Below are 24442 nucleotides of genomic sequence, written 5' to 3'. Positions count from 1 at the left end.
GAAAGGTCCGCGCCCGCTTCATGTCCACGGTGTGTCCCGCCATCACGGTCGACCGTGGTGGCGGGACTTCGACTTTCTCCTGCCGGGAAGATGCCGGGCGGGACCGCTGGGCGGCCCCGCTGCGGGGGTCAACAGACCTGGATGCCATATCCCCTGGTCACAGCCGAGCGAAAGGCCATGGTGCCACAATGGTGCCAGATTGGCTTGCGCTTGGTGCCACATGGGTGCCATAGTGGTGCCATGGACTTGACCTCGTATGTGAACAACCTCGGCCGCGAGTTCGCCACCCTGGCCGAAGCCGGCGGCGAGGAGTCGCGTGCGCTGGTCGAGCGCCTGACCGGGCCGCTCGAGTCGGCGATCCGGATGACCCTGCTGGACGCACTGTCGGCCGCCGCCGACGAGATCACCCAGGACCTGGTGCCGGGTTCGGTCGAGGTGCGCCTGCGCGGACGCGATCCGGAGTTCGTCGTGAAGGTGCCGGCCGCCGAGCCGATCGAGCGCCCGGCCGAGCCCCTCGCGACAGCACCCGACCTCTTCCCCGAGGACGGCCCGGCCGCCCGCATCAACGTCCGCATGCCCGAGCAGCTCAAGACCGCGATCGAGGATGCCGCGGCCAAGCAGGGCCGCTCGGTCAACGCCTGGCTGGTCCGGGCGGCCACCGCCGGCTTGCAGCAGGCTGATCCGGCCGTGCGTCCCGAGCCACGCGACACCGCCAAACGCACCTCACAGAGCTTCAGCGGCTGGGTGCACTGACCCCTCCGGCCTGCGAAAACGAAAACCCGACCGATGAAGTGGGGACCACCATGCCTAAATTCGAAACCCCCGAACAGATCTCCGTGACGCTCGACTACGCCGTCGGCAACGTGCGGATCGCCGCGAGCGACCGCACCGACACCGTCGTCGACGTCCGCCCCAGCGACGAATCCGACGAGTCCGACGTCCAAGCGGCCCAGCAGACCCGGGTCGACTACAGCAACGGCACGCTTCAGATCACCGGCCCGAAACGCTATTTCGACTTCTCCAAGAAGACCCGGGCGGTCGAGGTGACCATCGAGCTGCCGGCCGGCTCCCAACTGGACGCCCACCTGCAGATGGGTGAGGTCCGCACCACCGGCCGGCTCGGCGCGAGCAAGATCAGGACCACCGGCAACATCCTGCTCGAGCACACCGGCCCGCTGCGCCTGCACACCGGCTTCGGGAACATCACCATCGACGGCATCACGGGCGACGGCGAGGTCTCCACCGGCTCCGGCAAGATCCAGATCGGCGAGGTCGACGGCACCGCGACGGTCAAGAACGCCAACGGCGACACCGTCATCGACGCCGTCACCGGCGACGTCCGCGTCCGCAACTCCAACGGCAACATCGAGCTCGACCGGACCGGCGCCGGCGTCGACGCGAAGACGTCCAACGGCAACATCCGCCTCGGCGAGGTGGTCCGCGGCTCGGTCGTGCTCGCCACCGCCGCCGGCGGCCTGGACATCGGCATCGCCGAGGGCACCGCCGCCTGGCTGGAGTTGAACACCGGATTCGGCCACGTGGTCAACCACATGGAGAACACCACCCGGCCGGACGAGACCGGCAACACCGTCGAGATCCGCGGCCGCACCGGCTACGGCGACATCGCCATCCACCGTTCCTGACCAGGGGAGAAAGCCATGATCAGTGTTACCGGCCTGCGGAAATCCTTCGGCGATCACGTCGTACTCGATGGGGTCGATCTTGAAGTGCGACGGGGAACGGTCTTCTCACTGCTCGGCGCGAACGGCGCCGGGAAGACCACCACCGTGAAAATTCTGTCCACATTGCTCAGTGCCGACGCCGGCGAGGTCCGGGTCGCCGGGCACGACGTCGCCCGCGAACCGGACGCGGTACGCGCCGCGATCGGCGTCACCGGCCAGTTCTCCGCGGTCGACAAACTCCTCACCGGTGAGGAGAACCTGCGGCTGATGGCCGACCTGCACCAACTCGGCAAGGCCGAGGGCCGGCAGCGCGCCGGCCGGCTGCTCGAACAGTTCGACCTGACCGACGCGGCCAAGAAGCCGGCCTCCACCTACTCCGGCGGCATGCAGCGGCGGCTCGACCTGGCCATGACCCTGGTCGGCAATCCGCAGGTGATCTTCCTCGACGAGCCGACCACCGGCCTCGACCCGCGCGGCCGCCGCGACATGTGGCAGATCGTCCGCGACCTGGTCGCCGACGGCGTGACCATCTTCCTCACCACCCAATACCTCGAAGAGGCCGACGAGCTCGCCGACCGGATCGCGGTCCTGGGCCACGGCCGGGTGATCGCCGAGGGAACCGCGGAGGAACTGAAGCGCCGCATTCCCGGCGGGCACGTCCGCCTGCGGTTCGCCGACCACGAACGCCTCGACGCGGCTCTGCGCGTGCTCAGCGACGCCTCCCGCGACAACGACGCACTCGCCCTGCGGGTGCCCAGCGACGGCAGCCTCCACGAATTGAAGAACCTCATCAGCCGGCTCGACGACCACACCGTCGAGGTCGACGAACTGTCCGTGCACACCCCCGACCTCGACGACGTCTTCCTCGCCCTCACCAGCCAGAAGGTGGCCACCCGATGAGCACCCAGACGCTCCCGCGCCTCCACCCGATACACGACTCCGCGACGATGCTGCGCCGCAACCTCAAGCGCATGCTGCGCTACCCGTCGATGACCATCACGCTCATCGCGATGCCCGTCGTCTTCCTGCTGCTGTTCGTCTACGTGCTCGGCGGCACCCTCGGCGCCGGCCTACCAGGCGGCGGCGGCCGAGCCGCGTACGCGAACTACGTGGCCCCCGCGATCATCCTGATGACCGTCATGTCCACGGTCCAGGGCACCGCGATCTCGGTGGCCATGGACATGACCGAGGGCATCATCGCCCGTTTCCGCACCATGCACATCGCCCGCGTCTCGGTCCTGACCGGCCACGTCCTGGGCAGCGTCCTGCAGGCCGTCTTCGCCGTCACGGTAGTGACCGGCGTGGCCCTGCTGGTCGGCTTCCGCCCCACCGCCGGCCCGCTCGAGTGGCTCGCCACGGCCGGCTTCCTGGTGGCGGTGGCCTTCGCCTTCGTCTGGCTGTGCGTAGCCCTGGGCCTGGCCAGCAAGACCGTGGAGGGCGCCAGCAACACGCCCCTACCCCTGATCCTGCTGCCCTTCCTGGGCAGCGGCTTCGTTCCGACCGACTCGATGCCGGCCGCCATCCGCTGGTTCGCCGAATACCAGCCCTTCACCCCGATCATCGAGACGGTGCGCGGCCTGCTGATGGGCACCCCGATCGGCAACAGCGCATGGCTGGCCCTGGCCTGGTGCGCAGCAATAGCCCTGACCGGCTACCTATGGTCAAAGCGCCTCTTCAACCGCGAGTCCTAAACCAAAACCAAAACCAAAACCACAAGCCAACCGCCACCGGCCGGCAAAGCGCACCGAGCAAGCCAACCCCACCCCGCCCCACCCGCCGGCAAAGCGGAGCGAGCAAGCCAACCCCACCCGCCGGCAAAGCGCACCGAGCAACCACCGCAACGCGGGGTTTCCGGGGGCTCGGCCCCCGGAGCAGATATGACAAACGCCGTGTGTCTGCGCTTTCCGCAGACGCACGGCGTCCAAAGTTTGGTGGAGCTGTGGGGATTTGAACCCCAGACCCCCTCGATGCGAACGAGGTGCGCTACCAGACTGCGCCACAGCCCCCAACCAGCCATCGGACGTTGTCCGTTGGACCGCAGCAAGGCTAACAGGTCAGTCGGCTTGGCCGCGAACCGACCCACCCAACTCAAGCCGTGTGGTGCCGGCCGCCCGCCTCGTACGCCCGCCCCCGCAGGCCGCCCACCCGGCGGTAGGACACCGAGCCGGTGGCGGGCAGGTCCGACGGGTCGCGGTCGAGGCCCATCGCGGCTCGCCGTACGGCTTCCTTCTGCGCCGCCAGGCGTCGTTGGGTCTCGCGGCGGGCGGCGGCCCGCCTCGCCTGCTCGCGGCGGACCTCGGCCTGCCGGGCGGCCAGCCAGGCGGCCTCCCGCGCTTCCAGACGCCGGCGCCGGCGGTCGGCGATGGCCCGGTTGCGCAGGTGCACCAGGTAGAGGGCGAGCAGCGTGCCGGTGACCGCGAAGCCGATCCAGAAGCCCGGCCCGACGGCGATGACGCCGACCAGCTCGATCACGTTGAGAAGGAGCAGCGCCGCGAAAACGCGGCGCCGGCGGACCACGGCGGGGGTGTGCCGGCGCGGTGGTGGGCGGCGGGCCGGCCGCTTGCCGGTCACCAGGCGCAGGCGACGCTGGGGCTTTTCAGCTGGTGGGGCGGGGACCGTAACCGTAACCGCCCGGCCGGGGTTGATCGGTCGGCGTCCGGGCACGGTGCGGCGACGGCGGCGGCGCTGCAGCACCCGCGCCGTCGACGACGCCCGCTCCGCGGCCTGGCGCTCGGTGGCGTCGTACCGGCGGACGAGTGCCGGTGCGAGTGCGAGCAAGCCGGCCGCGGCGAGGACGGCGAGGAGCACCGAGGTCGGCACCCTCACCCCTCCCGTCAGCTTCGGACGGTCCGCCCTACACTTCCCGGCGGGCGGACCAAGTGACCCGGTGAGGTTCCTTCAGGGCGGTGGAGACCTGAGCGTCAAGGCTGCGGCGACCCGTCGGTCACGGTATGCCCTGAAGAAACCTCAATCTCACCGAGGCTACGGGCGCGAGCTGCGGAAATGCGCGCGCCGCGCCGGGCGCGTCACGCTGTGAAGATCGGCGAGTCAGGCGCGTACGCGTCGCCAGCGCGCCAGCAGGCCGCCCTCGGCCGACACTTCCTCGCTGGTCAGGGCATATCCAAGATGGTCGCGCCAGCCGCCGTCGATGTGCATGTAGCGCTGGTGGTAGGCCTCTTCGCGGAAGCCGAGCTTCTCCACGACCCGCCGGGACGGCACGTTTTCCGGGCGGATGTTCACCTCGATGCGGTGCAGGCCACCGGCCCCGAAAGCGTGGTCGACGGCGAGCGCGAGCGCGGTGGGGATGACGCCGCGGCCGGCGACCCGGGAGTCGACCCAGTAACCGGCGTACGCCGAGCTGAATGCCCGCCGCACAATGTTGCCCAGGTTGAGGTGCCCGACGAGCTCTTCCTCGTAGCAGACGGCGAAGGGCATGCTCTCGCCACGCCGGGCCGCTCGTTTCATGTCCTGGTAGACGTAGCCGTACGCGCGGGTTGAGTTCATCTCGGCCCATGGCCCGGGCGGGGCCGATTCCCAGGGGGCGAGCCATCTCTGGTTGGCGATGCGCACCGATGACCAGGCGCGAGCGTCATTCCGCTTGTAGGGCCGCAGCAGGACGGCACCGTCGGCCAGGACGGCGGGCCATCCGGGCACGGACCCCAGCATTCATCGCCTCCGGTCGAGCAGCAGCACGTCCACGGTCGAGCCGGCGGCCGCCGTGGTGACCCGCTCGCCGAGGACGAGCAGTCCGTTCGCCTCGGCCAGGCCGGAGAGAGTGTAAGGCCCGCCGGCGAGCGGCTGCACGGTGTGACCCCCGCCGCGCCGCTCGGCCACGTGCGCGGGGCGGAACTCGCGCAGGCCGCCGGGCGAGGAGACGGTCTCCAGCAGGTGGGCCTTGACGCTGGGCCGGAACACCGGCTCGGCGCCGGCCAGCAGCTGGATGACCGGGCGGGCCAGCACCTCGAAGCCGATCAGGGCGGCGCCCGGCTCGCCGGGCAGGCAGACGACCGGCACCTCCTCGCCGCCGACGGTGCCGAAGCCGAGGGTGGCGCCGGGGCAGAGGGCGACGTCGGTGAACTCGACGACACCGCGGCCGGGGTCGCGGCGGGACAGCACGCGGCGCAGCATGTCGCCGGGGCCGGTGCCGGTGCCGCCGGTGGTGATGATCAGATCGGCCCGCAACGTCTGGTCCTCGAGCAGGCCGCGGAGGCCTTCCGGGTCGTCGTCGCAGATGCCGATCCGGTAGGCGAGGGCGCCCGCCTCGACGGCGGCGGCGGTCAGGGCGTGCGAGTTGGCGTCGACGACCTGACCGGGCTGGCTGGGCCGGCCCACGTCGACCAGTTCGTCGCCGGTGGCCACCACGACGACCCGCGGGCTGGGCCGGACGAGCACGTGCCCGATCCCGGACGCGGCGAAGGTGGCCACCATGGCCGGGGTGACGTAGGTGCCGGGGCCGGCCAGCACCTGCCCGGCGGCCAGCTCCTCGCCGGTGCGCCGGACCCCGGAACCGCGTTTCGGGGCGTGCAGGATCTCGACGGCGGCCATGCCCTGGTCGGTCCAGTGCACCGGGACGACCACGTCGGCGCCGATCGGCAGCGGCGATCCGGCCGCCACCGAGAAGCAGGTGCCGGGGGTGACCCGGACCGGGCGCCAGCTGGCCGCGCCCAGGTCGCCGACCACGTTGAGCCGGACCGGCCGCGGTCCGCCCTCGTGCTTGCCGAAGGACGGGTGCGAGCCGACCCGGCCGGCCGCCGCGAGGTCTTCCCAGCGTGCCGCGTACCCGTCGATGGCCGCCTGGTCGAAGGCCGGGTACGGGTGCGGGGCGACCACGTCGGCGGCCAGCGTGTTGCCGTGCGCCTGGGTCAGGTCGAGGTCGAGCGGAGGCAGCGCCCGCAACCTGCGCAGCACGCTGCCCAGGTATTCGGCGAGAGGCATCAGCTCGTTGGCGGCCGCCTCGGCATCGGCCGTGGCCGTCATCCCTTCGAACCACCGGCGACGAACTCGGCCAGCCAGGTCCGGAACTCCTCGCCGATGTCCGCGCGCTCGCTGGCCAACTGCACCACGGCCTGAAGGTAGCCGAGCGGCATGCCGGTGTCGTACCGGTGGCCGCGGTAGATGATGCCGTGCACCGGCACGCCGTCCTGCAGGAGCTGGAACATCGCGTCGGTGAGCTGGATCTCGCCGCCGTTGCCGGGCTTGGTGTTGGCGATCGCCTCGAAGATCGAGGCGGGCAGGATGTAGCGGCCGAGGACGGCCAGGTTGCTGGGCGCCTCCTCCGGGGAGGGCTTCTCGACCAGCCCGGTCACCTGCACGATGTCTTCACCGAGGTCGGACGGTTCCACCGAGGCGATGCCGTAGCGCGACGTCTCGTGCGGCGCGACCTCCATGAAGGCCAGCACGATGCCACCGGTGCGCGCCTGCAGGTCGAGCATGGCCGGGAGCAGCGGCTTGTCCTCCTCGACGAACTCGTCGCCGAGCAGCACCGCGAACGCGTTGTCGCCGACGTGCGAGGCGGCGGTGCCGACCGCGTGGCCGAGGCCGAGCGGCTCACCCTGGCGGCAGGTGTAGATGTCGGCGAGCTCGCTGGTGCGGCGCACCGCGGCGAGCCGCTCGAGGTCGCCCTTCTCCTCGAGGCGCTGCTCGACGTCGGGCCGGCGGTCGAAGTGGTCCACCATGGAGGTCTTGCCACGGCCGGTCACGAGCAGCACGTCGGTGATGCCGGCCGCGGCCGCCTCCTCCACGATGTACTGCAGGACCGGCCGGTCGACGACCGGCAGCAACTCCTTCGGCACGGCCTTGGTGGCCGGCAGGAACCTGGTGGCCAGACCGGCCGCGGGAATGACGGCCTTGACCGCCCGGCGGCCGGTCGCATGCGCGTTCGTGGTCATCGAGGTCACCGCACCCTTCGTCAGATCGTGCCCGGGATATCCCGCGAGACTATCGGCCGCGCGCCTGGCGCGGAGGCTGCGGCCCACCAGTGGTGGTGGCGGTGGGATCAAAATTCACTTCCGGTACGCCCGTGGCCAGTGCGGCGAGCCGGTAGGTGTCCCGCCCAGCGTTCTTGGCCGCGTACAGAGCGTCATCGGCGGCGTCCAGCACCCGCTGCGCGTCGGCGCCGTGCTCGGGGAAGACCGCCACCCCGATGGAGACCGTGATCGAGATCGCGCCGCGGCCCTCGACCATCACCGGCCGCTCGCGCACGGCCGCGCCCAGGCGCTCGGCCACGATCGCCCCGCCGTACGCGTCGGTCTCCGGCAACAGCACCACGAACTCCTCCCCACCCTGGCGGAACGCCACGTCCACCTCCCGCAGCCCGATCCGGATGCGCCGCGCGAACTCGCCAAGCACCGCGTCCCCGGCGGCATGCCCGTACGTGTCGTTGACCTCCTTGAAGTGGTCGAGGTCCAGTACGAGGACGGCGAGCATCCGGCCGAAGCGACTGGCCCGTTCCACCTCCCGGCGCAACGACTCCCGCAGGTAACGGTAATTCCAGAGGCCGGTGAGCGGGTCGGTGAGGGACAGCCGCTGGGCCTCCTCGTGTACCCGGACGTTGTGCACGGCAATCCCCGCCTGCCCGGCGAAGGTGCGCAGGGTGTGCAGGTCGGCGTCGTCGAACTCGTCCCCGCCGACCCGGTCGTAGAGGGCCAGCACACCGAGCGTGGCCGGTCCGACGTCCTCGGTGAACGGGTCCTCCATCAGCGGCGCCCGGATCGGCACGGCCACATACGTACGGCATGGTGGCTCGATCGAACCCACCTCGCCCGGCCCGCGCCGCGCCTCGCCGGCCGCGGCGACGCCGCCGAGCACCCCCGGCCCGACCGGCAACCGCAGCTTGGGCAGCTCGCTCTCGGGCACGTCCCAGCTGCCGGTGAGCCCGACCGCGCAGCGCGCCACCAGCTCGCCGCGGGCCGGGTCGAGCAGCAGCACGAGGCCGGCCCGGGCGCCGGTGGCGGCGAGCGCGGTCCGCAGGATCACCTGCAGGATCCGGTCGACGTCGTGGGTGCTGGACAGCGTCTCACCGAGGATCGCCAGGTGCCCGCGCAGTTGGTCGCGGCTCGCGGTGAGCGCCTGCACGTAGGCCTTGAGCTCGCGGGTCATCCGGTTGAACGTGGCGGCGAGCCGGCCCAACTCGTCCGGGCGCACGATCGGCACCCGGGTGTCCAGATCACCGCCGGCCACCTGGTCGGCGGCGTGGGCGAGATCACCCAACGGGCGGGTGGTGGAGTGAGCCAGCCAGCGCGCCACCACCACCGCCGCTCCGCCGGCCGCGAGAACGACGGCGAGCAGGACGGCGTACAGGAACGTGGGGTTGCTCTTGTGCACGGTGAGGGTGAGCGGCAGCGGTTGGCCCGGCCCCGCGCTCAGCGTGCGGCTTTCCGGCGCCGCGCGGCCACCGAACGCGATGCGGGCACCGCTGGTGGCGGCGAGCCGGGCGAGGAAGTCGCCGTCAACGGCCTGGGCCGCGATGATCGTGACCGAGCCGGCGGTCGCGCCCGCGGCGATCGACGAGGCCGGCTTTCCGGTGGGTTCCGCGCAGTCCGCGCCGTCCGCCGGGGTGGCCGGGCTGACCTGGATGTCGCTGGCGAGTCCGCGGGTGACCAGCTGGCGCGCGACGGCTTCGCGATCGGCGGCGGGCACCACGGCAACCGCGTCGGCGGCGGCCTGCAGTTGCCGGCAGATCGCCCCGATGCTGGTGCGGACCGTGGTCGCGGCATGATCGAGTCGCTCCGCCGTGCGATCCTGACTGACCGTGGCGACGGTCATGGCGACGAAGATGGACCCGAGCAGCAACGGACCGAACACGACCACCAGAAAAGCGGTGGTGAGTCGGCCACGTAGCGTCACGCATCCTCCTGAGAATGGCCCGCTTTGGAGCGATGCTGACATAGTGTGCACCGTTTGCCGGTTTTTGAAAGGGGGTGTTGCGTGCCCGATTTGACCGGTGGCGGAGAAGGATCTCCAGCAGCCAAGATCGCGCTACGCAGTCGTCTGATTACAGCACGACGCCGCCTGACCCCAGAAGCCCGCCTGGCGGCGGACACCCAACTTCAAGATCAAATTCTTGCTTTCGTACGCCGTGAGCACCCGTCCACCGTTGCCGCCTACGTGCCGGTCGGCACCGAACCCGGCGGAGCCGACCTGCCCGCCGTCCTGGCCGCCCACGCCCGCGTCCTGCTGCCGGTCCTGCTGCCCGACAACGACCTGGACTGGGTCGCCTACTCCGGCCCGGCGTCACTGGCACCCGGCCCACGCGGCCTGCGCGAGCCGACCGGCCCCCACTTGGGCGTGACCGCGATAGCCGGCGCCGACCTGATCCTGGTGCCCGGCCTGGCGGTGGACCGCCGAGGCATGCGCCTGGGCCGGGGCGGCGGCTCCTACGACCGGGCGCTGTCCCGGGTTTCCGGCGGCCGGACCATCGTGATCGCGCTGCTGCACGACGGCGAGCTGGTCGACGAGGTGCCCACCGAACCGCACGACCGACCCGTGGACGCCGCCATCACACCGCACGGTGTCGTAGGGCTCAGCCGGGCCGCCGAGTGGACGAAATGACCTCCGATGGCGCAACATTGGCACTCGGAGTTGGCGAGTGCCAGCAGCCGACAGTTTCCGGAGGAGCCGTGCCCACCTATCAGTACGCCTGCACCGAGTGCGGTCACCAGCTCGAGGCGGTCCAGTCGTTCTCCGACCCGGCGCTGACCGAGTGCCCGAACTGCCACGGCAAGCTCCGCAAGGTCTTCAACTCGGTCGGCATCGTCTTCAAGGGCTCGGGTTTTTACCGCAACGACTCCCGAGCGGGCGGCGTGAGCGCCGAGAAGCCGAGCACGAACGGCAGCGACGCCCCCAAGAAGTCGGACACACCCAGCCCGTCGACGTCATCGTCCGACTCGTCTGCGTCGTCCTCCTCGTCTTCGTCGTCGTCCGGCGCCTCGTCGTCCGGCGGCAAGTCGTCCGGCGGCACGTCGTCCGGCTCGTCATCCTCCGGTTCGTCGTCGTCCGGCGGCGCGAAGGCCACGACGGCCTCCTGATCACCGCACCACAGAGCGCGCCAGGCCCTCGGCCCGGCGCGCTTTGTCGGCGTTCCGGCGCATACCAAAATCGGCGGCGCCCTGGGAGTTATCCACAGTTCGCGGTTGTCCACAGGGCGTCAGCGAGCGATCTTCCACCCGGCCTAACGTCCGTCCTGGCGCCAGCGACCACGGCGCCTCGGCGAGGGAGGGCACGGACATGGGCAGACCACGCACAGCCCGCTACGGGTCTGCTCCGCCCAAGGCACACGGGACCGCCAGCCGCGACAGCGGCGACGGGCGCCTCGATCCCGTGCGCTGGCACCGGCCGACCCGCGGCACGCTGCTACGCCTCGCAGCGGTCGCGGTTCTGCTGGTCACCGCCGCCGCGGTGTCGTGGTCACCTCCGCGCTCCTGCGCGGACCCTCGGGCCGGCGTCGCGGCCGATCCCCCGCGTTCATCAAGCGCGACCGCGACGCCCCCGAGGGGCAACCCATCCACCAGCGCGGGCTCGGCCGCCAACTCCGGCTCAGGTTCCGGCCCGGGCTCGGCCGTCGGCTCGGGCTCAGGCGTCGGCTCGGCCGTCGGCTCGGGGTCGGCCGTCGGCTCGGGCTCGGCGGGCGCTGCTGCCATGGCCGTGCCGGCGGGCAGCGTGGGCGTGCCGATCCGGCTGGCCGATCCGGCCGTGCTGAGCCTGGTGCGCCCAGGCAACCGGGTCGACCTGCTCCGCGTCGGCGAAGACAGCTCTCCGGTGGCAACGTCCGCCCTGGTCCTGGATATCAGCGGGGCCGGCGATCCGACGAGCGGAAGCCTGCTGCTCGCCCTGACCCGGCCAGAGGCTGAGCGAGCGGCAACCACGCCGGGCGACGGCTTCGCCATCCTGATCCGGCCCGACTGAGATCTGAAGCAGCCGACGGCATGCATCGTCCCGTCCCGAGGCCGACCGGCAACCACACCGGGCAACGCCGGATCAGCCCCAGTGCGGCGGGCGATCCTCCAGCAGGCGTTCATCGTTGTCGTCGCCGCGCTCGCCCCAGCCACGTTCGGTGTCGTCGCGGGTCTGGTCGGGGAGGATGGCGGCCTCCTCCGACTCGAAGTCGACCTCACGCTCGGCGTCGTTGTCGCGCTCTGGCTCATCCAGAATGTCCACGGCTATGAGGGTAAGCCGCGTCGCTGCGGCCGTCTTCCCCCTCCGGTTGTACCGTCGGTGAACGTGAGCTCCCCCACCGGCGTCCCGGACGACGACGCGTACTGGCAGCGCCCCGACCCGTCGTCCGCCCAGCCCGCCCCGCCACCGGCCGTCACGCCGAGGCCTGCGCCCCGCGACGACTACCCGGGGCCGCCCCGGGCAGACCCGCCACCGGCCTCGTGGCGCCCGCCGACGATCGCTCAGCCGCCTCCGCCACGCTCCCTGCCCGGGCAGGACATGGACGCCCTGGACGACGCCGAGGGCTCCGCCCGGACGGTCACCTACGGCGTGGGGCTGGTGGCCGGCGCGATCGCCGTGATCCTCATGTGCCTGCTCTGCGCTCGGGCCATGTTCTGATCCCTCGGCCACTGTGGGACGGTCCCGGTCCTCGGCCCGGCCGCCGGTTGGCGGCCGGGCCGAGAAACGTGGTCGTCAGTACTGGCCCCACACGGCGGTCGCGCCTGAGTCGCCGGTGCGGAAGACGTAGTAGCCGGACAGCACGGCCAGGATGACCATGGCCGCGGCCAGGACCCACTCGGCGATCTTGGGTAGGCCGCCCCGGCGGTTCAGGAAGACCAGGATGAGGGTGACGATGCCGAGTGCCAGGGAGAACCAGAAGGTCATCGAGCCGAAGCCCATGTGGTCGTCCAGGATTTCCTTGCCCTTGCCGGACAGGCCCAGGCCGATCAGCCGGTCGTAGAGCTTCTCGCCGGACTCCTTCGCGACGAAGGTGGAGACCGGCGCGGCCACCGCGAGCAGGACGACCGCCCACTCGATCTTCGGTCGCCACTTGCCGATGAGCGCATAGACGATGGCGCCGAGTGCCAGCAGCGGAACGAAGATGACCGCCGCATGCAGCACCAACGCGTGCACCGGCAGGCCGTTTACCTGGTCGAACAAGACGCCTCCTCGATCATGAACGGACCGCCAGCTTAGAAGTATCTGACGGCGCAAGCATCCGCTGTGTGCGCTTACGCCCGTCCGCCCGATCCGGTTCACCGGTCGGCCCGATGACCTTATGTGTTGGGGTTTCCGGGTAACCGTGTTGTCATGGACAAATGTCCTCGGGCGAAGAGTTGCTGCGCGAACACGGCCTGCGGGTCACGAAGCCGCGCCTCGCCGTTCTGGACGTGCTCACCGAGGGCGGCCACCTCGAAGTGGACGACATCGCCCGGCGAGTTCGCATCCGTCTCGAGTCGGTCTCCACCCAGGCCGTATACGACGTGCTCGGCGCCCTGTCCCGGGCCGGCCTGGCGCGGCGCATCGAGCCGGCCGGCAGCCCGGCCCGCTTCGAGGCCCGGGTCGGCGACAACCACCACCACATCGTCTGCCGCGGCTGCGGAGTCATCGACGACGTGGACTGCGCGGTCGGTGAACGGCCCTGCCTCAACCCCGGTGAGGGACACGGCTTCGAGATCGACGAGGCCGAGGTGACCTTCTGGGGTCTATGCCCAAATTGCCAGAGTCGCCGCGACTCCGATTGAATCCTCGGGAAATGCCTCCGACGGAGGCCGTTTCTGAACGAGTTCAACTTTCGCCGGATTCCGTGGCAGTCTGGATCCCATGATTGGGGATGTCGGGCTGTTCGGACCGGGCTCGGTCACCTGGAGACTTCACCAGGAACCGATTCTCCTGCTGGGCGGGCTCCGCTCGCTCTACCTTCAGGCGCTGCACCCGCGCGCGGTCGCGGCCGTGGCGCAGAACTCGCGCTACCGCGCCGACCCGTGGGGCCGGCTCACCCGCACCTCGGCCTACGTGGGCACGGTCGTCTGGGGCACGACGGAAGAGGTCGAAGCGGCCTCGCTCCGGGTGCGCCGCATGCACGCCCGGATGACCGCGGTCGACCCGCGCACCGGCGAACAGTTCCGCATCGACGCGCCCGACCTGCTGCGCTGGGTGCACGTGACCGAGGTCGAGTCGTTCCTGACCACCGCGGTGCGGGCCGGTGTCCGCCTCAGCCCGGCCGAGATCGACCGTTACTACACCGAGCAGCTCCGGGCCGCTGAGCTGATGGGTCTCGACCCGGCCACGGTGCCGGCCACCGCCGCCGAGGTGTCCGCCTACTACGACGACATGCTGCCCCAGCTGTCCCTGACCAAGGACAGCGTCGAGACGGCGCTGTTCCTGACCGTGCCGTCGGTCCCGGAGAACTGGGGTGGCCGCGCCTTCCGCCTGGGCCTGACCCTGGGCCCCACCCGCTGGGCCTACTTCGGCATAGCCGCCACCGCGATGGCCATGCTCCCGCCGTGGGCCCGCCGGCTCTACGGCGGCCTGGGCTGGCCCACCACCGACCTGACCGCCGACCTCTCGGCGCGCGGCCTGCGCTTCCTGCTCTCGACGGTGCTGGCCACCATCCCCCGCAGCCTGCGCGTCGCACCGATCCGCGAGGCCGCCCTGGCCCGAGCCGCCGCCCAGGCCGGCACCACCTGACCCAACCCGGCGGCTCATTCACGCCGAACACCGCCTACACCGGGCACCGGGCACCGGGCACCGGCCACCGGCCACCGGCCACCGAGCACCGAGCACCGAGCACCGAGCACCATCCCCGGCTCAGCCATCGTCGGGGCCGCCATCGTCGCCACTGCCGCCGCTCAGCTGCTCAGGTGCTCGACCGCCGTCCACGGTTGCTTCTCGGCGACCTCGATGCCGGCTGGGCAGCTCCGGCGGAAGTCGCACCAGCTGCACAGCGCGCCCGGATTGGTGGGGAACTCGACGTCGGGGTCGGCGCCGGACGCCACCGCCTTCTCGGCGGCCATGATGTCGCGAGCGGTGTTCTCCGCACGGCTGACCTGGCGGGCGAGCGACTCCTCGGTGTGCTCGTGGACCGCCACCGTGCCGGTGGGCAGGTGGTGCAGCTCGACCCGGTGACACGGGCGGCGGAAGACGCGCTGTGCCGCGTACGCGTAAAGGGCCAAGGCCTGCGACCCGCGGGCGTCGTCGGCGTCCAGGCCGGAACGGCCGGTCTTGTAGTCGACGATGACCGCCTCGGCGCCATCGGCGCCGCGGCGGGAGTCGATCCGGTCGGCGCGGCCGTTGAAGGCCAGCACCGCCGTCTTGGTGGCCACCACCCGCTCGACGCCGAGCGGCTCGTCCTGCGGGTCGAGGGTCGCCACGTAGGTCTCCAGCCAGCGCAGCGCCGCCTCGTAGGTGGCTCGCTCCTGGTCGACGTCGCGGTAACCCTCGCGCACCCAGGTCGACTTGAGCAGGGTCGGCAGCGCGCCGGGCGCGCGCCGGTCGAGGGGCAGGGCATACCAGTTCTTCAGGGCCGTGTGGACGCTCGCGCCCAGCGAGTTGTGCGCCCAGGGCGGGCCCTTGGGTGGAGTGGGGCGGTCGACGTAGGAATATCTATACCGGCGGGGGCAGTCGGCGTAGGCGCCCAGCTTGCTCGGTGTGCAGACGAACAGCCGCTCGGGCATGCCGTCGAAGCCGAGCTGCTCGGGCACCGCGTTGCGGGATCTGGTGGAGGCCACGCGGTAATCCTGCCAGCACCCTCCGACAAGAATCTCAGCCGCTGTACGCCGCCGTGTAGAGCTCCACGAAAGCGTCCACCGCATCGGCGATCAACTGCACGGCGATGGCGGCCAGCAGCAGGCCGGCGATCCGGGTGAGCACCTCGATGCCGGCCGGCCGGAGCAGCTTGACGATCCCGCCGGAGAAGCGCAGGACCAGCCAGACGGTGAGCATCACCAGCAGAATGCCGATGCCGATCACGGCGTACTCGGCGAGGCCGTCGGCGCGGCGCACGAACAGCATGGTGGCGACGATCGCGCCCGGCCCGGCGAGCAGCGGCGTGCCGATCGGCACGAGCGCCACGTTGGTGGTGCCGCCCTGCTGGTCGGTCTCGTCGGCCTTGCCGGTGAGCAGCTGCAACGCGACCAGGACGAGCAGCAGACCGCCGGCCCCCTGCAGCGCGGGCAGCTGGACGTGCAGGTAGTCGAGCAGCGTCTGCCCGGCCACCGCGAACCCGACGATCACCCCGAGGGCGAGCAGCACGGCCTGGGTGCCGGCCTTCATCCGCTGCCGGGGCGGCATCGCCCCGGTCAGGGCGAGGAACACCGGGACCATGCCGGGCGGGTCGACGATGACCAGAAGGGTCACGTAGACCTCGCCGAGAAACTTGAGATTCACCCGCACAAGGTAGGGCTGCGTGGTCCCTTCGCGCAGGCCGGTGCGTCGAGGGTCACCCCAGGACCGGCACACCCGTCGCGGCGGACACGATCTTCTCGTACGCCTCGGGGGCCGTGCTGAACGCGCCCAGCTTGACCGTCTTGTGCGTACCGTGAAAATCGGATGATCCGGTGACCACCAGGCCGAGGTCTTCCGCCAGAGCCCGGACGTGAGCCCGCTCCGCGGGCGAATGGTCCTCATGATCGGCCTCGAGTCCGAAGAGGCCGGCGTCGGCCAGATCGGCGATCAACTTATCGGGCACCACCCGGCCGCGCACGGTCGCCCGCGGATGCGCGAAGACCGCCACCCCGCCGGCCTCCCGGACCGCCCGCACACCTTCGAAAACATCAAGATCCGACTTGGGTACGAAGTATCGCGCGCCCAGCCATCGGGAGGCGAAGGCCTCGTTGGTGGTTCGCACGAGACCGGCCCGGATCAGGGCTTGGGCGATGTGTGGCCGCCCGACGGACCCGCCCGCCGCGTAGCCGTGGACCTCTTCCCAGGTGATCGGTACGCCGTCGGCGCGCAGCTTCGACACGATCTGCTCGGCCCGCTGCTCGCGGTCGTTGCGCAGGGTGGCGAGGTCGGCCGACAGCCGCGGCTCGGTGGGGTCGAAGAGGTAGGCGAGCAGGTGCAGGGCGATCGGGTAGTCCTCGCCGCCGAACCAGCGGCAGGACAGCTCGGCCCCGCGGACCAGGGTCAGCCCCTCCGGCCGTGTCGCGGCCGCCTCGGCCCAGCCGCCGGTGGTGTCGTGGTCGGTGATCGCCATGACGTCGAGCCCGGCGTCGGCTCCCGCGGTGACCAGTTGCGCGGGGGTGAGGGTGCCGTCGCTGGCGGTCGAATGGCAGTGCAGGTCGATTCTGGTCACTAGAAAACGCTACCGGCCGCGCACAAGGCGCGACCGGGCGGAGCGGAGATCCCTTCATCACAGGAGGGATTCAGGCGTCGTCGCCGTCGCCGTCCTTGCCGAGGCGGGCCTCGACGGCCTGCGGTTCGTACATCTCCTCGACGACCCGCAGGTAGAGCTCGTTGGGGTTGGGCAGATGCTTGACCTCGCGGAGTGCCTGGTCCTGGCCGGCCGACTCGAGGACGAACGTGCCGTAGCTGAGCATCCGGCCGAGGGCGGACTGCTCGTACTTCATGTCGGTCACCCGCAGGAGCGGCATCATGGCCACCCGCCGGGTGATGATGCCGTTGACCACCATCACCCGCTTGTTGGTCAGGATGAAGCGATCGAAATACCAGTCGAAGACCTTCCACGCCACCCAGCCGATGACGCCGAGCCAGATCAGCACGGCCACGGTGACCAGGCCGTCGACGTTTTGCCGGGTCAGGAAGCCGGCCAGATAGCCCAGCAGCAGGGTCGCGCCGGCACCGATGCCGAGCGGGGTGGAGAGGTGGATCCAGTGCCTCTTCCACTCACCGCGGTAGCGCTCGGTGGGGAAGAGGTAGCGGGCGACCAGAGTGGTCGGCTCGTCCTCAAGGGGCAGCACCCGGCGTGGTCCGCCGCCACCGCCCTCGGGACCGAGGCCGGCGAGCTCCTCCTCGGTGATGACGGGCGCTTCATACTCCCCTGAGTCGCCGTAGCCGGCGTCGGGCGAGTAACCGGCATCCGGTGAGTAGCCGGCATCGGGCGAGAAGCCCGGACCATCGGAATAGGGACGCCTTCGCCGGTCGTACTCGGGATCTACATACGCCGAGTCTCTGTACCCGAAGTTCTCGTCGTCCTCGTCTCGAGGGCGCCCAGCACCCTCGCCTCGAGGCTCGTGCGGCTCAGCAGGACCACCCATGTAGAGATGCTAAGCGACGAGGTTGGTGAAGAACTGGCCGAAGCCCCGGGCAATATCGGCGATCGTCCCTCCGAGGGAGGAGAAGACGTCCGCTGCCGAGTTCGGATTGAAGGCAATGAAAAAGATCAAGAACGCGATACCAAGCCAGGTTAGAACCTTCTTGATCATGGCGGGCCTTCTCCTGTAGGTGCGGGTGACGGTCAGCGCCGCGGCAGTACTGACGGTATCAGCTTCGTCGCTCGGTGTGAACAATGTGACCGAAAAGCCGATACCGAACCCGCAGGTCAAGGCCCGTTTATCAGGCCCTTCCATGCAGGTACGGCGACGGCGCTCCGTACACGAGCTCGGGCGGCACCCCATCGCAGAGGTCGTGCAGAACGACATGCTCCGCGAGGAAGTAACCCGCGCTTGCCGGCCACGCTACCGCATAGAGCCACATTCCTTTGGCCTCACTCACGTAGGCACTTCGATCTTCCGGGGACTTGACGCACCACAGTGGAGTGGGGTGCCCGGCTGCCTTGATCTTGGCATGTGGACCGGGGTGTCCACTGGAGCCGGCCAACGCCTCGGCGATCAGGTAACCCGGGTCGATGCCGGGAATGCCGGCGAACCTGGTTCCCAAGCCCACGCCCGGATGTTCGGCGATCAGGACCACATCGGCCGGTCCGCCGCCGAGCGGCTCGGGACCGCTGCAGGAGACCGCGCTGGCCCGCACGCCACGCCGGTCGTCACCCGCCCAGCCGACGCCGGTCACCATCCACCCGGAGGGGAGCGGCCACGGGCACCAGAACGGCACCCGGTCGGGTGAGGGGCGGCCCAGCATGCTGTCGACGATCTCGGTGCTGATGTGCTCGGCCACGTGGAACGGGGGGACGTCACCGCAGTTGTCACAGCGCCACTCACTGTGCATCAGGTCCGGCTTCCGGACCTGCGCACCGCACCTGGGGCAACTCACCGTGACACCCACCCACTTACCGTGCGGTCCGGCGCGCCCTCCGTCAAGCGAATCGGCAGAACCCGGAGGCATCCGGCGAATTCACTCGGGCGGGGGTCCCGCGTGGGCGCGAACCCAGGCGTGCATGGCGATCCCACTGGCCACACCCGCGTTGATCGAGCGGGTCGAGCCGTACTGCGCGATCGAGAAGAGCTGGCTGCACGCGGCGCGGGCCGGCGCCGAGAGCCCGGGCCCCTCCTGGCCGAAGAGCAGCACGCAGCGGCCGGGCAGGGTGGTGGTCTCCATCGGCCGTGAGCCGGGCAGATTGTCGATCCCGATCACCGGGAGGCCTTCCCCGGCGGCCCAGGCCACGAACTCCTCGATCGTCGGGTGGTGCCGCACGTGCTGATAGCGATCGGTGACCATGGCGCCGCGCCGGTTCCACTTCCGCAGGCCGACGATGTGCACCTCGGCGGCGAGGAACGCGTTGGCATTGCGCACCACGGTGCCGATGTTGAAGTCGTGCTGCCAGTTCTCGATCGCGACGTGGAATCCGTGCCGCCGCTCGTCGAGGTCGGCCACGACCGCCTCACGTCGCCAGTACCGATAGCGATCCACCACATTGCGACGATCACCCTGAGCAAGCAACTCGGGGTCGTATCGCGGGTCGGTCGGCCACTCGCCCACCCAGGGGCCCACGCCGACTTCGACTTCGTCCTCACCCGCGGTCATGGCCGGTTACGCTACCGATCTGCGGTGGGACGCAATGAGCGGCGGGGCCCTCCCCGGCACCCGCCGCCCACGCTCTGTGGGGCAGAGTCTGCCTTACCGTCCGTATCGATGTGAAGGACTTTCAGATGTGACCCAGCTCACATTTAAGATTCTTTACTATTACTTTCGGTCGCGCGTTTGACCAGGCAAGCAGGCAGGCAGTCCGGCCCGAGATGCGATGTCATGGTTTCTGGCGGCAAAACGGACGTCACAACTTGTTTGAGAACTGAGAGCGCTCTCCTTACTTATCGTTACGATGGGTGGTCTAGGGTCAACACCGCGTTCGGAAATCGTGCCGCAGGACACGTGTCGCTAGCCCACGGACGGGAATGGCACTAGGGGACGATGGGTTTCATCGGACGCAAGCCAATTTTCCCGTGGACGGAGACATCATGGCGACGGTTGCGCTGACCGCAGAGAACTTCGACGAGGTCACCGGTAAGGACGGCATCGTCCTGGTCGACTTCTGGGCCAGCTGGTGCGGCCCGTGTGTCCGATTCGCGCCGACGTACGAGCGGTCCTCGGAGAAGCACCAGGAAATCACCTTCGGCAAGGTCGACACCGAGGCCCAGCAGGAGCTGGCCGCGAAGTTCGACATCCGCTCGATCCCGACGATCATGGCCGTCCGGGACGGCGTCATCGTCTTCTCCCAGCCGGGCGCTCTCCCCGAGTCCGCCCTGGAGAACCTGATCGAGCAGGTCGAGAAGCTCGACATGGACGACGTGCGCAAGCAGCTCGCGGCACACAGCCACTGACCCGGCGACTCAGGCCCGCGGACCGTTGAGGTCCGCGGGCCATTTTTCTTTCCGGAACACGCCGCCGGCCGGGTGGACAACGAGATCGAACATGTGTTCGAATTCTCGCCATGCGATGGTCCAACCTGTCGGCTCCCCACGACGGCGACTCGCTCCTTGACAGGGCAGCGCCGGCGGCTCCACCCCTGCCGCTGGCGCTGCCCGGCGCCACCGTCCGCACCTTCGACACCCCCGGCTTCACCGGGATGACCTTCTTCGAGATCGAGGCGAAAAGCCTGATCAACCGGGTTCCGGGTCAGTCGCGGGTGCCCTTCCAGTGGACCATCAACCCCTACCGCGGCTGCTCGCACGCATGCTCGTACTGCTTGGCCGGCGACACCCCGATCCTGATGGCCGACGGCACCACCCGTCCCCTCGCCGAGCTGCGCACCGGTGACGCCATCATGGGCACGATGGGTGCGGGCGCCTGCCGGCGCTACGTGCCCACCACGGTCCTCGACCACTGGGAGACGCGGAAACCCGCTTTCCGGGTCACCCTGGCCGACGGCACCCGTCTGGTCGCCAGCGGCGATCACCGGTTCCTCACCGACCGCGGCTGGCGGCACGTCAGCCCGGCCGAGCCACATCTGCCGGCCCTGGCCGTCGGCGACCTGATGTTCGGGGTCGGCCACTTCGCCGAGCCGCCCAAGGAGTCCCCCGACTACCAGGCGGGTTTCCTGTGCGGCCTGGTGCGGGGCGACGCCTCCGGCGGGCGCGCAGCTCGGGAGAGCGACGCGTGGGTGCGCGCCGACCGATACCTCGAAGACATCCCGCTGCACGAGGCGTTGCGCTGGCCCGAGCAACCCAGCGGCGGGTGGCTGCGCGGCTTCCTGGCCGGCGCGTTCGGCTCGACCGGCCGGGCCGACCGGCTCGCGATCACCTTCACCAGCGGCGACCAGCTGTTCCTCAGCCGGGTGGTCGACTCGCTCACCCAGCTCGGCCTGCCCAGCCGGGCCCCGGTGCGCACCCGGCCCGGCGGCTCGGCCACCGTGGAGATCGACCGCGACCTGTGGGCGGCACTGCGCTTCCGGCACCTCACCGGCGCGGCCGGCGCGCCTCTCGACGCCTCCGGGGTCGGCGTGCGCAGCAACCGCGAGCTGGCGGTGGCCGACATCGAGGAGCTTGGGCTCACCCTGCCGCTGTTCGACATCTCCACCGGCACCGGCGACTTCATCGCCGACGGCGTGGTCAGCCACAACTGCTTCGCCCGCAACACCCACACCTACCTCGACCTCGACGCCGGGCATGACTTCGACACCAAGATCATCGTCAAGGTCAACGCGGGCGAGCTGATCCGCCGCGAGCTGGCCGCGCCACGCTGGTCCGGCGCCGCCATCGCGATGGGCACCAACGTCGACGTCTACCAGCGCGCGGAGGGCCGTTACCGCCTCATGCCGGAGATCCTGGCCGCCCTGCGGGACTACGCCAACCCGTTCTCGATCCTCACCAAGGGCACGCTCATCCTGCGCGACCTGGAGCTGCTCAAGCAGGCGGCCGAAGTGACCCGGGTCGGGCTCGCGGTCTCGGTCGGGTTCGTCGATGAGGCGATGTGGCGGGCGGTCGAGTCCGGCACGCCGAGCCCGCGACGGCGGCTCGAGGTGGTGCGCCGGCTCACCGACGCCGGCTTCCCGGTCGGTGTGCTGATGGCCCCCATCCTGCCCGGCCTGACCGACACCGACGAGTCCATCGACCGGACGGTGGCCGCCATCGCCGCGGCCGGCGCCACCAGCGTCACGCCGATCCCGCTGCATCTGCGCCCGGGCGCGCGGGAGTGGTTCGCGTCCTGGCTCACCCGCACCCACCCGGCGTTGGCCCCGCGATATCGCGACCTGTACGGCTCCGGTTCCTACCTGCCGCAGACCTACCAGGCCGAGATCGGCGCCCGGGTCCGGTTGGCCGCCCGCCGGCACGGTCTGCATCGCCCCGACCCGGTCCAGATCCGCGACGTCGGCGAAGACCCGGGCGAGCGCGCGACCGCCCCGCCTCACCAGCTCACCCTGCTGTGAGGGCGAGTGCTCCGGGAGGCTCGACGGAGGCTGTGGTGAGGGTGCGGAGGAGGGCGGTGTGATGGCTACAGTCGAGGCATGAGGGATGCGCAGCAGATCCTGGCCGAGGCTCGTGTCATTGCCGTTGTGGGGGCCTCTCGTGATCCGTTCAAGGCGGCTCACACGGTGCCTCGGCAGATGCTTCGGCACGGCTGGCGGATCATCCCGGTCAACCCGTTCGCCGACGAGATTTTCGGGGTCAAGGCGGTTCCTACGCTGGCCGACATCGATGAGCCGGTTGACCTGGTCGACGTTTTCCGGCCGGCTCGGGACGCGGTCGACGTGGTTCGGCAGGCCATTGCCATCAAGGCGCCTGCCGTGTGGTTGCAGAGCGGCATCGTGTCGGCCGAGGCGCGGCGTCTCGCCGAGGAGGCAGGTATCGACTATGTCGAAGATCGCTGCCTGGCCGTCGAGCGCGCGGTGGGCAACCTGACCAGGCTGTCTTGACGGATCCGAAACACAGCAACGCCGCGGCCCGGCCTCCGATCCGGCACCGGCCCTAGTACGGTGCCGGGAAACGATGGAGAGGTCCTCATGACATACCCCCCGTCCGGCGGTGCGCCGGATCCATATCAGCCCTCGCAGCCGTACGGGCAGCCGACCGATCCGACGACGCCGTACAACGCTCCTCCGGAGCCGCCGGTCAGTGGTCAGCCCGGTTATCCGCCGCCCCCGACGAGTGGCCAGCCCTACCCGCCGACGGGCGCGCCGGGCGGTTACGGCCAGCCCGATCCGTACGGTCAGCCCGCCTACGGTCAGCCCGGCCCGTACGGTCAGCCGGGGGCCTACGGGCAGCCCGGACCGTACGGTCAGCCGGTCTATGTCCCGGTCGCCGGCACCAACACGCTGGCGATCCTGGCGCTGGTCTTCGCGTTCATCTTCGCGCCGGCCTCGATCGTTCTCGGCCACCTGGCCAAGAAGCAGATCCGGCAGACCGGTGAGCAGGGCGAGGGGCTGGCCACGGCCGGTCTCTGGCTGGGCTACATCTTCACCGCGCTCGGCGTGCTCGTGTGCATCGGCTACATCATCGTCATCGTCGTCGCGGTCGGGAACAGCTCGACGTCGACGTACTGATCCGCTGCTGAGGGCCGGGTGACGTCACCCGGCCCTCAAGGATCGTCAGCGGAACTCCGCCTCCCGCACGCTGTTGCCACCGTCCACGACGAGCATCTGGCCGGTGATGTAGGACGCCGCCGGCGAGCAGAGGAACGCGATCGCGGCCGCGACCTCGTCCGGTGTTCCGGGACGGCCGATCGGCGTACCCAAACCTTGTTTGATCTCCGTCACCGTGGACGCCGCCGTGTAGATCGTGCCGGGGGCCACGCAGTTGACGTTCACACCGTCGGCGACCAGCTCCATCGCCAGCGCCCGGGTCAGCCCCACCACGCCGGCCTTCGCCGCGGCGTAGGCAGCCTCGGTGGGCAGGGCGTTGATCGCACCGGCGGTGGCCGCGAGGTTCACGATCCGGCCCCAGCCGCCCTCCGCCATCGCGCCCTGGAAGGCCCGGCTGCACAGGAACGCGGTGCTGAGGTTCCGGTCGATCTCCGCCTTCCACTCGTCGTAGGTGAGCTGGGCCACCGGGCGCAGCACCTCGGGCGAGGCGCGGCTCGCCAGACCCGCGTTGTTGACCAGCACCTCGACGTCGCCGAGCTGGTCGGTGATCGCGTCGGCGAGCGCACCCACCTCGGCCTCGTCGGTCAGGTCGGCCACGAACCCGGTGACGCCGAGCTCGGCCGCCCGCTCGTGGATGCGCCGCGTGGTCGACACGATCGCGACCCGGGCTCCGATGTCACGCAGCCGCCGGGCCGTCGCATAACCGATGCCGTCCGGGCTGCCCGCGCCGGTGACCAGCGCGACCTTCCCGTCGAGCCGGAGCGTCACCGGCGCTTCGTCCGGCTCGACGGCCTCGGTCGCCGTCGGCGACTCGGACGTCTCGGTAGCGCCGGTGCGCGGCCGCCGGCCCGCGGAGGGGCGGGTGGCGTCGCGCCGGGAACGGCTTCCGCTGCTGGAGCGGGCGTCGAAGACCATGCGAGCGATCCTGCCCCGTCCGTTGAGTCAGGGCAAA

The 24442-nt window shown here is 70.4% G+C and carries 29 protein-coding genes and 1 tRNA gene; 14 read left to right on the top strand and 16 right to left on the bottom strand.

What is annotated here, in order from left to right; all coding sequences use genetic code 11:
- Window positions 1–240: 240 nt before the first annotated feature.
- The 4 genes from Ato02nite_RS39030 to Ato02nite_RS39015 are packed head-to-tail and all read left to right on the top strand — an operon-like array spanning window position 241 to window position 3373.
- Window positions 241–753, top strand: a complete 513-nt coding sequence (locus Ato02nite_RS39030) for a hypothetical protein (RefSeq protein WP_213011729.1) — start codon at window positions 241–243, stop codon at window positions 751–753.
- A gap of 50 nt (window positions 754–803) precedes the next feature.
- Window positions 804–1643, top strand: a complete 840-nt coding sequence (locus Ato02nite_RS39025; RefSeq protein ID WP_213011728.1) for a DUF4097 family beta strand repeat-containing protein — start codon at window positions 804–806, stop codon at window positions 1641–1643.
- Between the two features lie 15 nt (window positions 1644–1658).
- The gene (locus tag Ato02nite_RS39020) at window positions 1659–2582 is read left to right on the top strand and encodes an ATP-binding cassette domain-containing protein (RefSeq protein ID WP_213011727.1); all 924 of its coding nucleotides are present in this window, start codon (window positions 1659–1661) and stop codon (window positions 2580–2582) included.
- On the top strand, window positions 2579–3373 hold the full coding sequence (locus Ato02nite_RS39015) for an ABC transporter permease (RefSeq protein ID WP_213011726.1): 795 nt from the start codon (window positions 2579–2581) through the stop codon (window positions 3371–3373). The genes Ato02nite_RS39020 and Ato02nite_RS39015 overlap by 4 nt, the downstream gene beginning before the upstream one ends.
- Window positions 3374–3611: 238 nt before the next feature.
- On the opposite strand, the gene Ato02nite_RS39010 is transcribed toward Ato02nite_RS39015, so the two are convergent.
- The 6 genes from Ato02nite_RS39010 to Ato02nite_RS38985 all read right to left on the bottom strand — a co-directional run bounded on the left by Ato02nite_RS39010 (window position 3612) and on the right by Ato02nite_RS38985 (window position 9527).
- A tRNA-Ala gene (locus tag Ato02nite_RS39010) sits at window positions 3612–3688 on the bottom strand.
- Between the two features lie 82 nt (window positions 3689–3770).
- Complete coding sequence (gene sepX, locus Ato02nite_RS39005; protein WP_213011732.1) at window positions 3771–4502, bottom strand: divisome protein SepX/GlpR; 732 nt, start codon at window positions 4500–4502, stop codon at window positions 3771–3773.
- A 228-nt stretch (window positions 4503–4730) separates the two neighbouring features.
- Window positions 4731–5348: a GNAT family N-acetyltransferase gene (locus tag Ato02nite_RS39000; protein WP_213011725.1), complete on the bottom strand. Its 618-nt coding sequence runs from the start codon at window positions 5346–5348 to the stop codon at window positions 4731–4733.
- On the bottom strand, window positions 5349–6659 hold the full coding sequence (locus Ato02nite_RS38995) for a molybdopterin molybdotransferase MoeA (protein WP_213011724.1): 1311 nt from the start codon (window positions 6657–6659) through the stop codon (window positions 5349–5351).
- The gene (locus Ato02nite_RS38990) at window positions 6656–7570 is read right to left on the bottom strand and encodes a UTP--glucose-1-phosphate uridylyltransferase (protein ID WP_213011723.1); all 915 of its coding nucleotides are present in this window, start codon (window positions 7568–7570) and stop codon (window positions 6656–6658) included. The genes Ato02nite_RS38995 and Ato02nite_RS38990 overlap by 4 nt, the downstream gene beginning before the upstream one ends.
- A 49-nt stretch (window positions 7571–7619) precedes the next feature.
- On the bottom strand, window positions 7620–9527 hold the full coding sequence (locus Ato02nite_RS38985; protein WP_246607951.1) for a diguanylate cyclase: 1908 nt from the start codon (window positions 9525–9527) through the stop codon (window positions 7620–7622).
- An 81-nt stretch (window positions 9528–9608) separates the two neighbouring features.
- Between Ato02nite_RS38985 and Ato02nite_RS38980 the strand changes: the two genes are divergently transcribed.
- From Ato02nite_RS38980 to Ato02nite_RS38970, 3 genes are all read left to right on the top strand, one after another.
- On the top strand, window positions 9609–10232 hold the full coding sequence (locus tag Ato02nite_RS38980; RefSeq protein ID WP_213011721.1) for a 5-formyltetrahydrofolate cyclo-ligase: 624 nt from the start codon (window positions 9609–9611) through the stop codon (window positions 10230–10232).
- A gap of 68 nt (window positions 10233–10300) precedes the next feature.
- Window positions 10301–10708: an FmdB family zinc ribbon protein gene (locus Ato02nite_RS38975; RefSeq protein WP_213011720.1), complete on the top strand. Its 408-nt coding sequence runs from the start codon at window positions 10301–10303 to the stop codon at window positions 10706–10708.
- 199 nt (window positions 10709–10907) lie between these two features.
- Complete coding sequence (locus Ato02nite_RS38970; RefSeq protein WP_213011719.1) at window positions 10908–11585, top strand: hypothetical protein; 678 nt, start codon at window positions 10908–10910, stop codon at window positions 11583–11585.
- Window positions 11586–11657: 72 nt separating this feature from the next.
- Here Ato02nite_RS38970 and Ato02nite_RS38965 read toward each other — a convergent pair whose 3' ends face one another.
- Entirely contained in the window at window positions 11658–11837 is a 180-nt protein-coding gene (locus tag Ato02nite_RS38965) for a hypothetical protein (protein ID WP_213011718.1), read from the bottom strand.
- A gap of 63 nt (window positions 11838–11900) precedes the next feature.
- On the opposite strand from Ato02nite_RS38965, the gene Ato02nite_RS38960 reads away from it, so the two are divergent.
- Complete coding sequence (locus Ato02nite_RS38960; protein WP_307854204.1) at window positions 11901–12233, top strand: translation initiation factor 2; 333 nt, start codon at window positions 11901–11903, stop codon at window positions 12231–12233.
- 75 nt (window positions 12234–12308) lie between these two features.
- Here Ato02nite_RS38960 and Ato02nite_RS38955 read toward each other — a convergent pair whose 3' ends face one another.
- Window positions 12309–12776 (bottom strand): DUF2231 domain-containing protein, encoded by a 468-nt coding sequence (locus Ato02nite_RS38955; RefSeq protein WP_213011716.1) that lies wholly within the window; start codon window positions 12774–12776, stop codon window positions 12309–12311.
- A 158-nt stretch (window positions 12777–12934) separates the two neighbouring features.
- On the opposite strand from Ato02nite_RS38955, the gene Ato02nite_RS38950 reads away from it, so the two are divergent.
- Window positions 12935–13360, top strand: a complete 426-nt coding sequence (locus Ato02nite_RS38950; protein ID WP_213011715.1) for a Fur family transcriptional regulator — start codon at window positions 12935–12937, stop codon at window positions 13358–13360.
- A gap of 79 nt (window positions 13361–13439) precedes the next feature.
- The gene (locus Ato02nite_RS38945) at window positions 13440–14306 is read left to right on the top strand and encodes an oxygenase MpaB family protein (RefSeq protein ID WP_213011714.1); all 867 of its coding nucleotides are present in this window, start codon (window positions 13440–13442) and stop codon (window positions 14304–14306) included.
- A 161-nt stretch (window positions 14307–14467) separates the two neighbouring features.
- On the opposite strand, the gene Ato02nite_RS38940 is transcribed toward Ato02nite_RS38945, so the two are convergent.
- From Ato02nite_RS38940 to Ato02nite_RS38910, 7 genes are all read right to left on the bottom strand, one after another.
- On the bottom strand, window positions 14468–15292 hold the full coding sequence (locus Ato02nite_RS38940; protein WP_246607953.1) for a RecB family exonuclease: 825 nt from the start codon (window positions 15290–15292) through the stop codon (window positions 14468–14470).
- 88 nt (window positions 15293–15380) lie between these two features.
- A complete protein-coding gene (locus Ato02nite_RS38935) occupies window positions 15381–16004 on the bottom strand; it encodes a MarC family protein (RefSeq protein WP_213011712.1) in 624 nt (207 codons plus the stop codon).
- Window positions 16005–16056: 52 nt separating this feature from the next.
- Window positions 16057–16911 carry a PHP domain-containing protein gene (locus tag Ato02nite_RS38930; protein ID WP_213011711.1) on the bottom strand — a complete coding sequence of 285 codons (855 nt, stop codon included), beginning with the start codon at window positions 16909–16911 and terminating at the stop codon, window positions 16057–16059.
- A gap of 70 nt (window positions 16912–16981) precedes the next feature.
- Entirely contained in the window at window positions 16982–17833 is an 852-nt protein-coding gene (locus Ato02nite_RS38925) for a PH domain-containing protein (RefSeq protein ID WP_213011710.1), read from the bottom strand.
- A gap of 9 nt (window positions 17834–17842) precedes the next feature.
- Window positions 17843–18145 carry a hypothetical protein gene (locus Ato02nite_RS38920; protein ID WP_213011733.1) on the bottom strand — a complete coding sequence of 101 codons (303 nt, stop codon included), beginning with the start codon at window positions 18143–18145 and terminating at the stop codon, window positions 17843–17845.
- Window positions 18132–18860 (bottom strand): DUF6758 family protein, encoded by a 729-nt coding sequence (locus tag Ato02nite_RS38915; protein WP_369076932.1) that lies wholly within the window; start codon window positions 18858–18860, stop codon window positions 18132–18134. Before Ato02nite_RS38915 ends, Ato02nite_RS38920 begins: the two co-directional genes overlap by 14 nt.
- Before the next feature lie 9 nt (window positions 18861–18869).
- Window positions 18870–19499 (bottom strand): TrmH family RNA methyltransferase, encoded by a 630-nt coding sequence (locus Ato02nite_RS38910; RefSeq protein WP_213011708.1) that lies wholly within the window; start codon window positions 19497–19499, stop codon window positions 18870–18872.
- Window positions 19500–19930: 431 nt separating this feature from the next.
- On the opposite strand from Ato02nite_RS38910, the gene trxA reads away from it, so the two are divergent.
- From trxA to Ato02nite_RS38890, 4 genes are all read left to right on the top strand, one after another.
- Window positions 19931–20293: a thioredoxin gene (trxA, locus tag Ato02nite_RS38905; protein ID WP_203812200.1), complete on the top strand. Its 363-nt coding sequence runs from the start codon at window positions 19931–19933 to the stop codon at window positions 20291–20293.
- Between the two features lie 110 nt (window positions 20294–20403).
- Window positions 20404–22338: an intein-containing Rv2578c family radical SAM protein gene (locus tag Ato02nite_RS38900; RefSeq protein WP_213011707.1), complete on the top strand. Its 1935-nt coding sequence runs from the start codon at window positions 20404–20406 to the stop codon at window positions 22336–22338.
- Window positions 22339–22416: 78 nt separating this feature from the next.
- On the top strand, window positions 22417–22824 hold the full coding sequence (locus Ato02nite_RS38895; RefSeq protein WP_213011706.1) for a CoA-binding protein: 408 nt from the start codon (window positions 22417–22419) through the stop codon (window positions 22822–22824).
- An 87-nt stretch (window positions 22825–22911) separates the two neighbouring features.
- Window positions 22912–23451: a DUF4190 domain-containing protein gene (locus tag Ato02nite_RS38890; protein ID WP_213011705.1), complete on the top strand. Its 540-nt coding sequence runs from the start codon at window positions 22912–22914 to the stop codon at window positions 23449–23451.
- Between the two features lie 45 nt (window positions 23452–23496).
- Here the strand turns inward: Ato02nite_RS38890 and Ato02nite_RS38885 are convergent, their stop codons facing one another.
- Window positions 23497–24405 (bottom strand): SDR family NAD(P)-dependent oxidoreductase, encoded by a 909-nt coding sequence (locus Ato02nite_RS38885; protein WP_213011704.1) that lies wholly within the window; start codon window positions 24403–24405, stop codon window positions 23497–23499.
- Window positions 24406–24442 lie beyond the last annotated feature (37 nt).

It is taken from the genome of Paractinoplanes toevensis (genome assembly GCF_018332695.1).
Taxonomy (GTDB): domain Bacteria; phylum Actinomycetota; class Actinomycetes; order Mycobacteriales; family Micromonosporaceae; genus Actinoplanes; species Actinoplanes toevensis.
The sequence above is the reverse complement of the archived record's forward strand: the minus strand, read 5'-3'. Positions and strand labels throughout refer to the sequence as shown.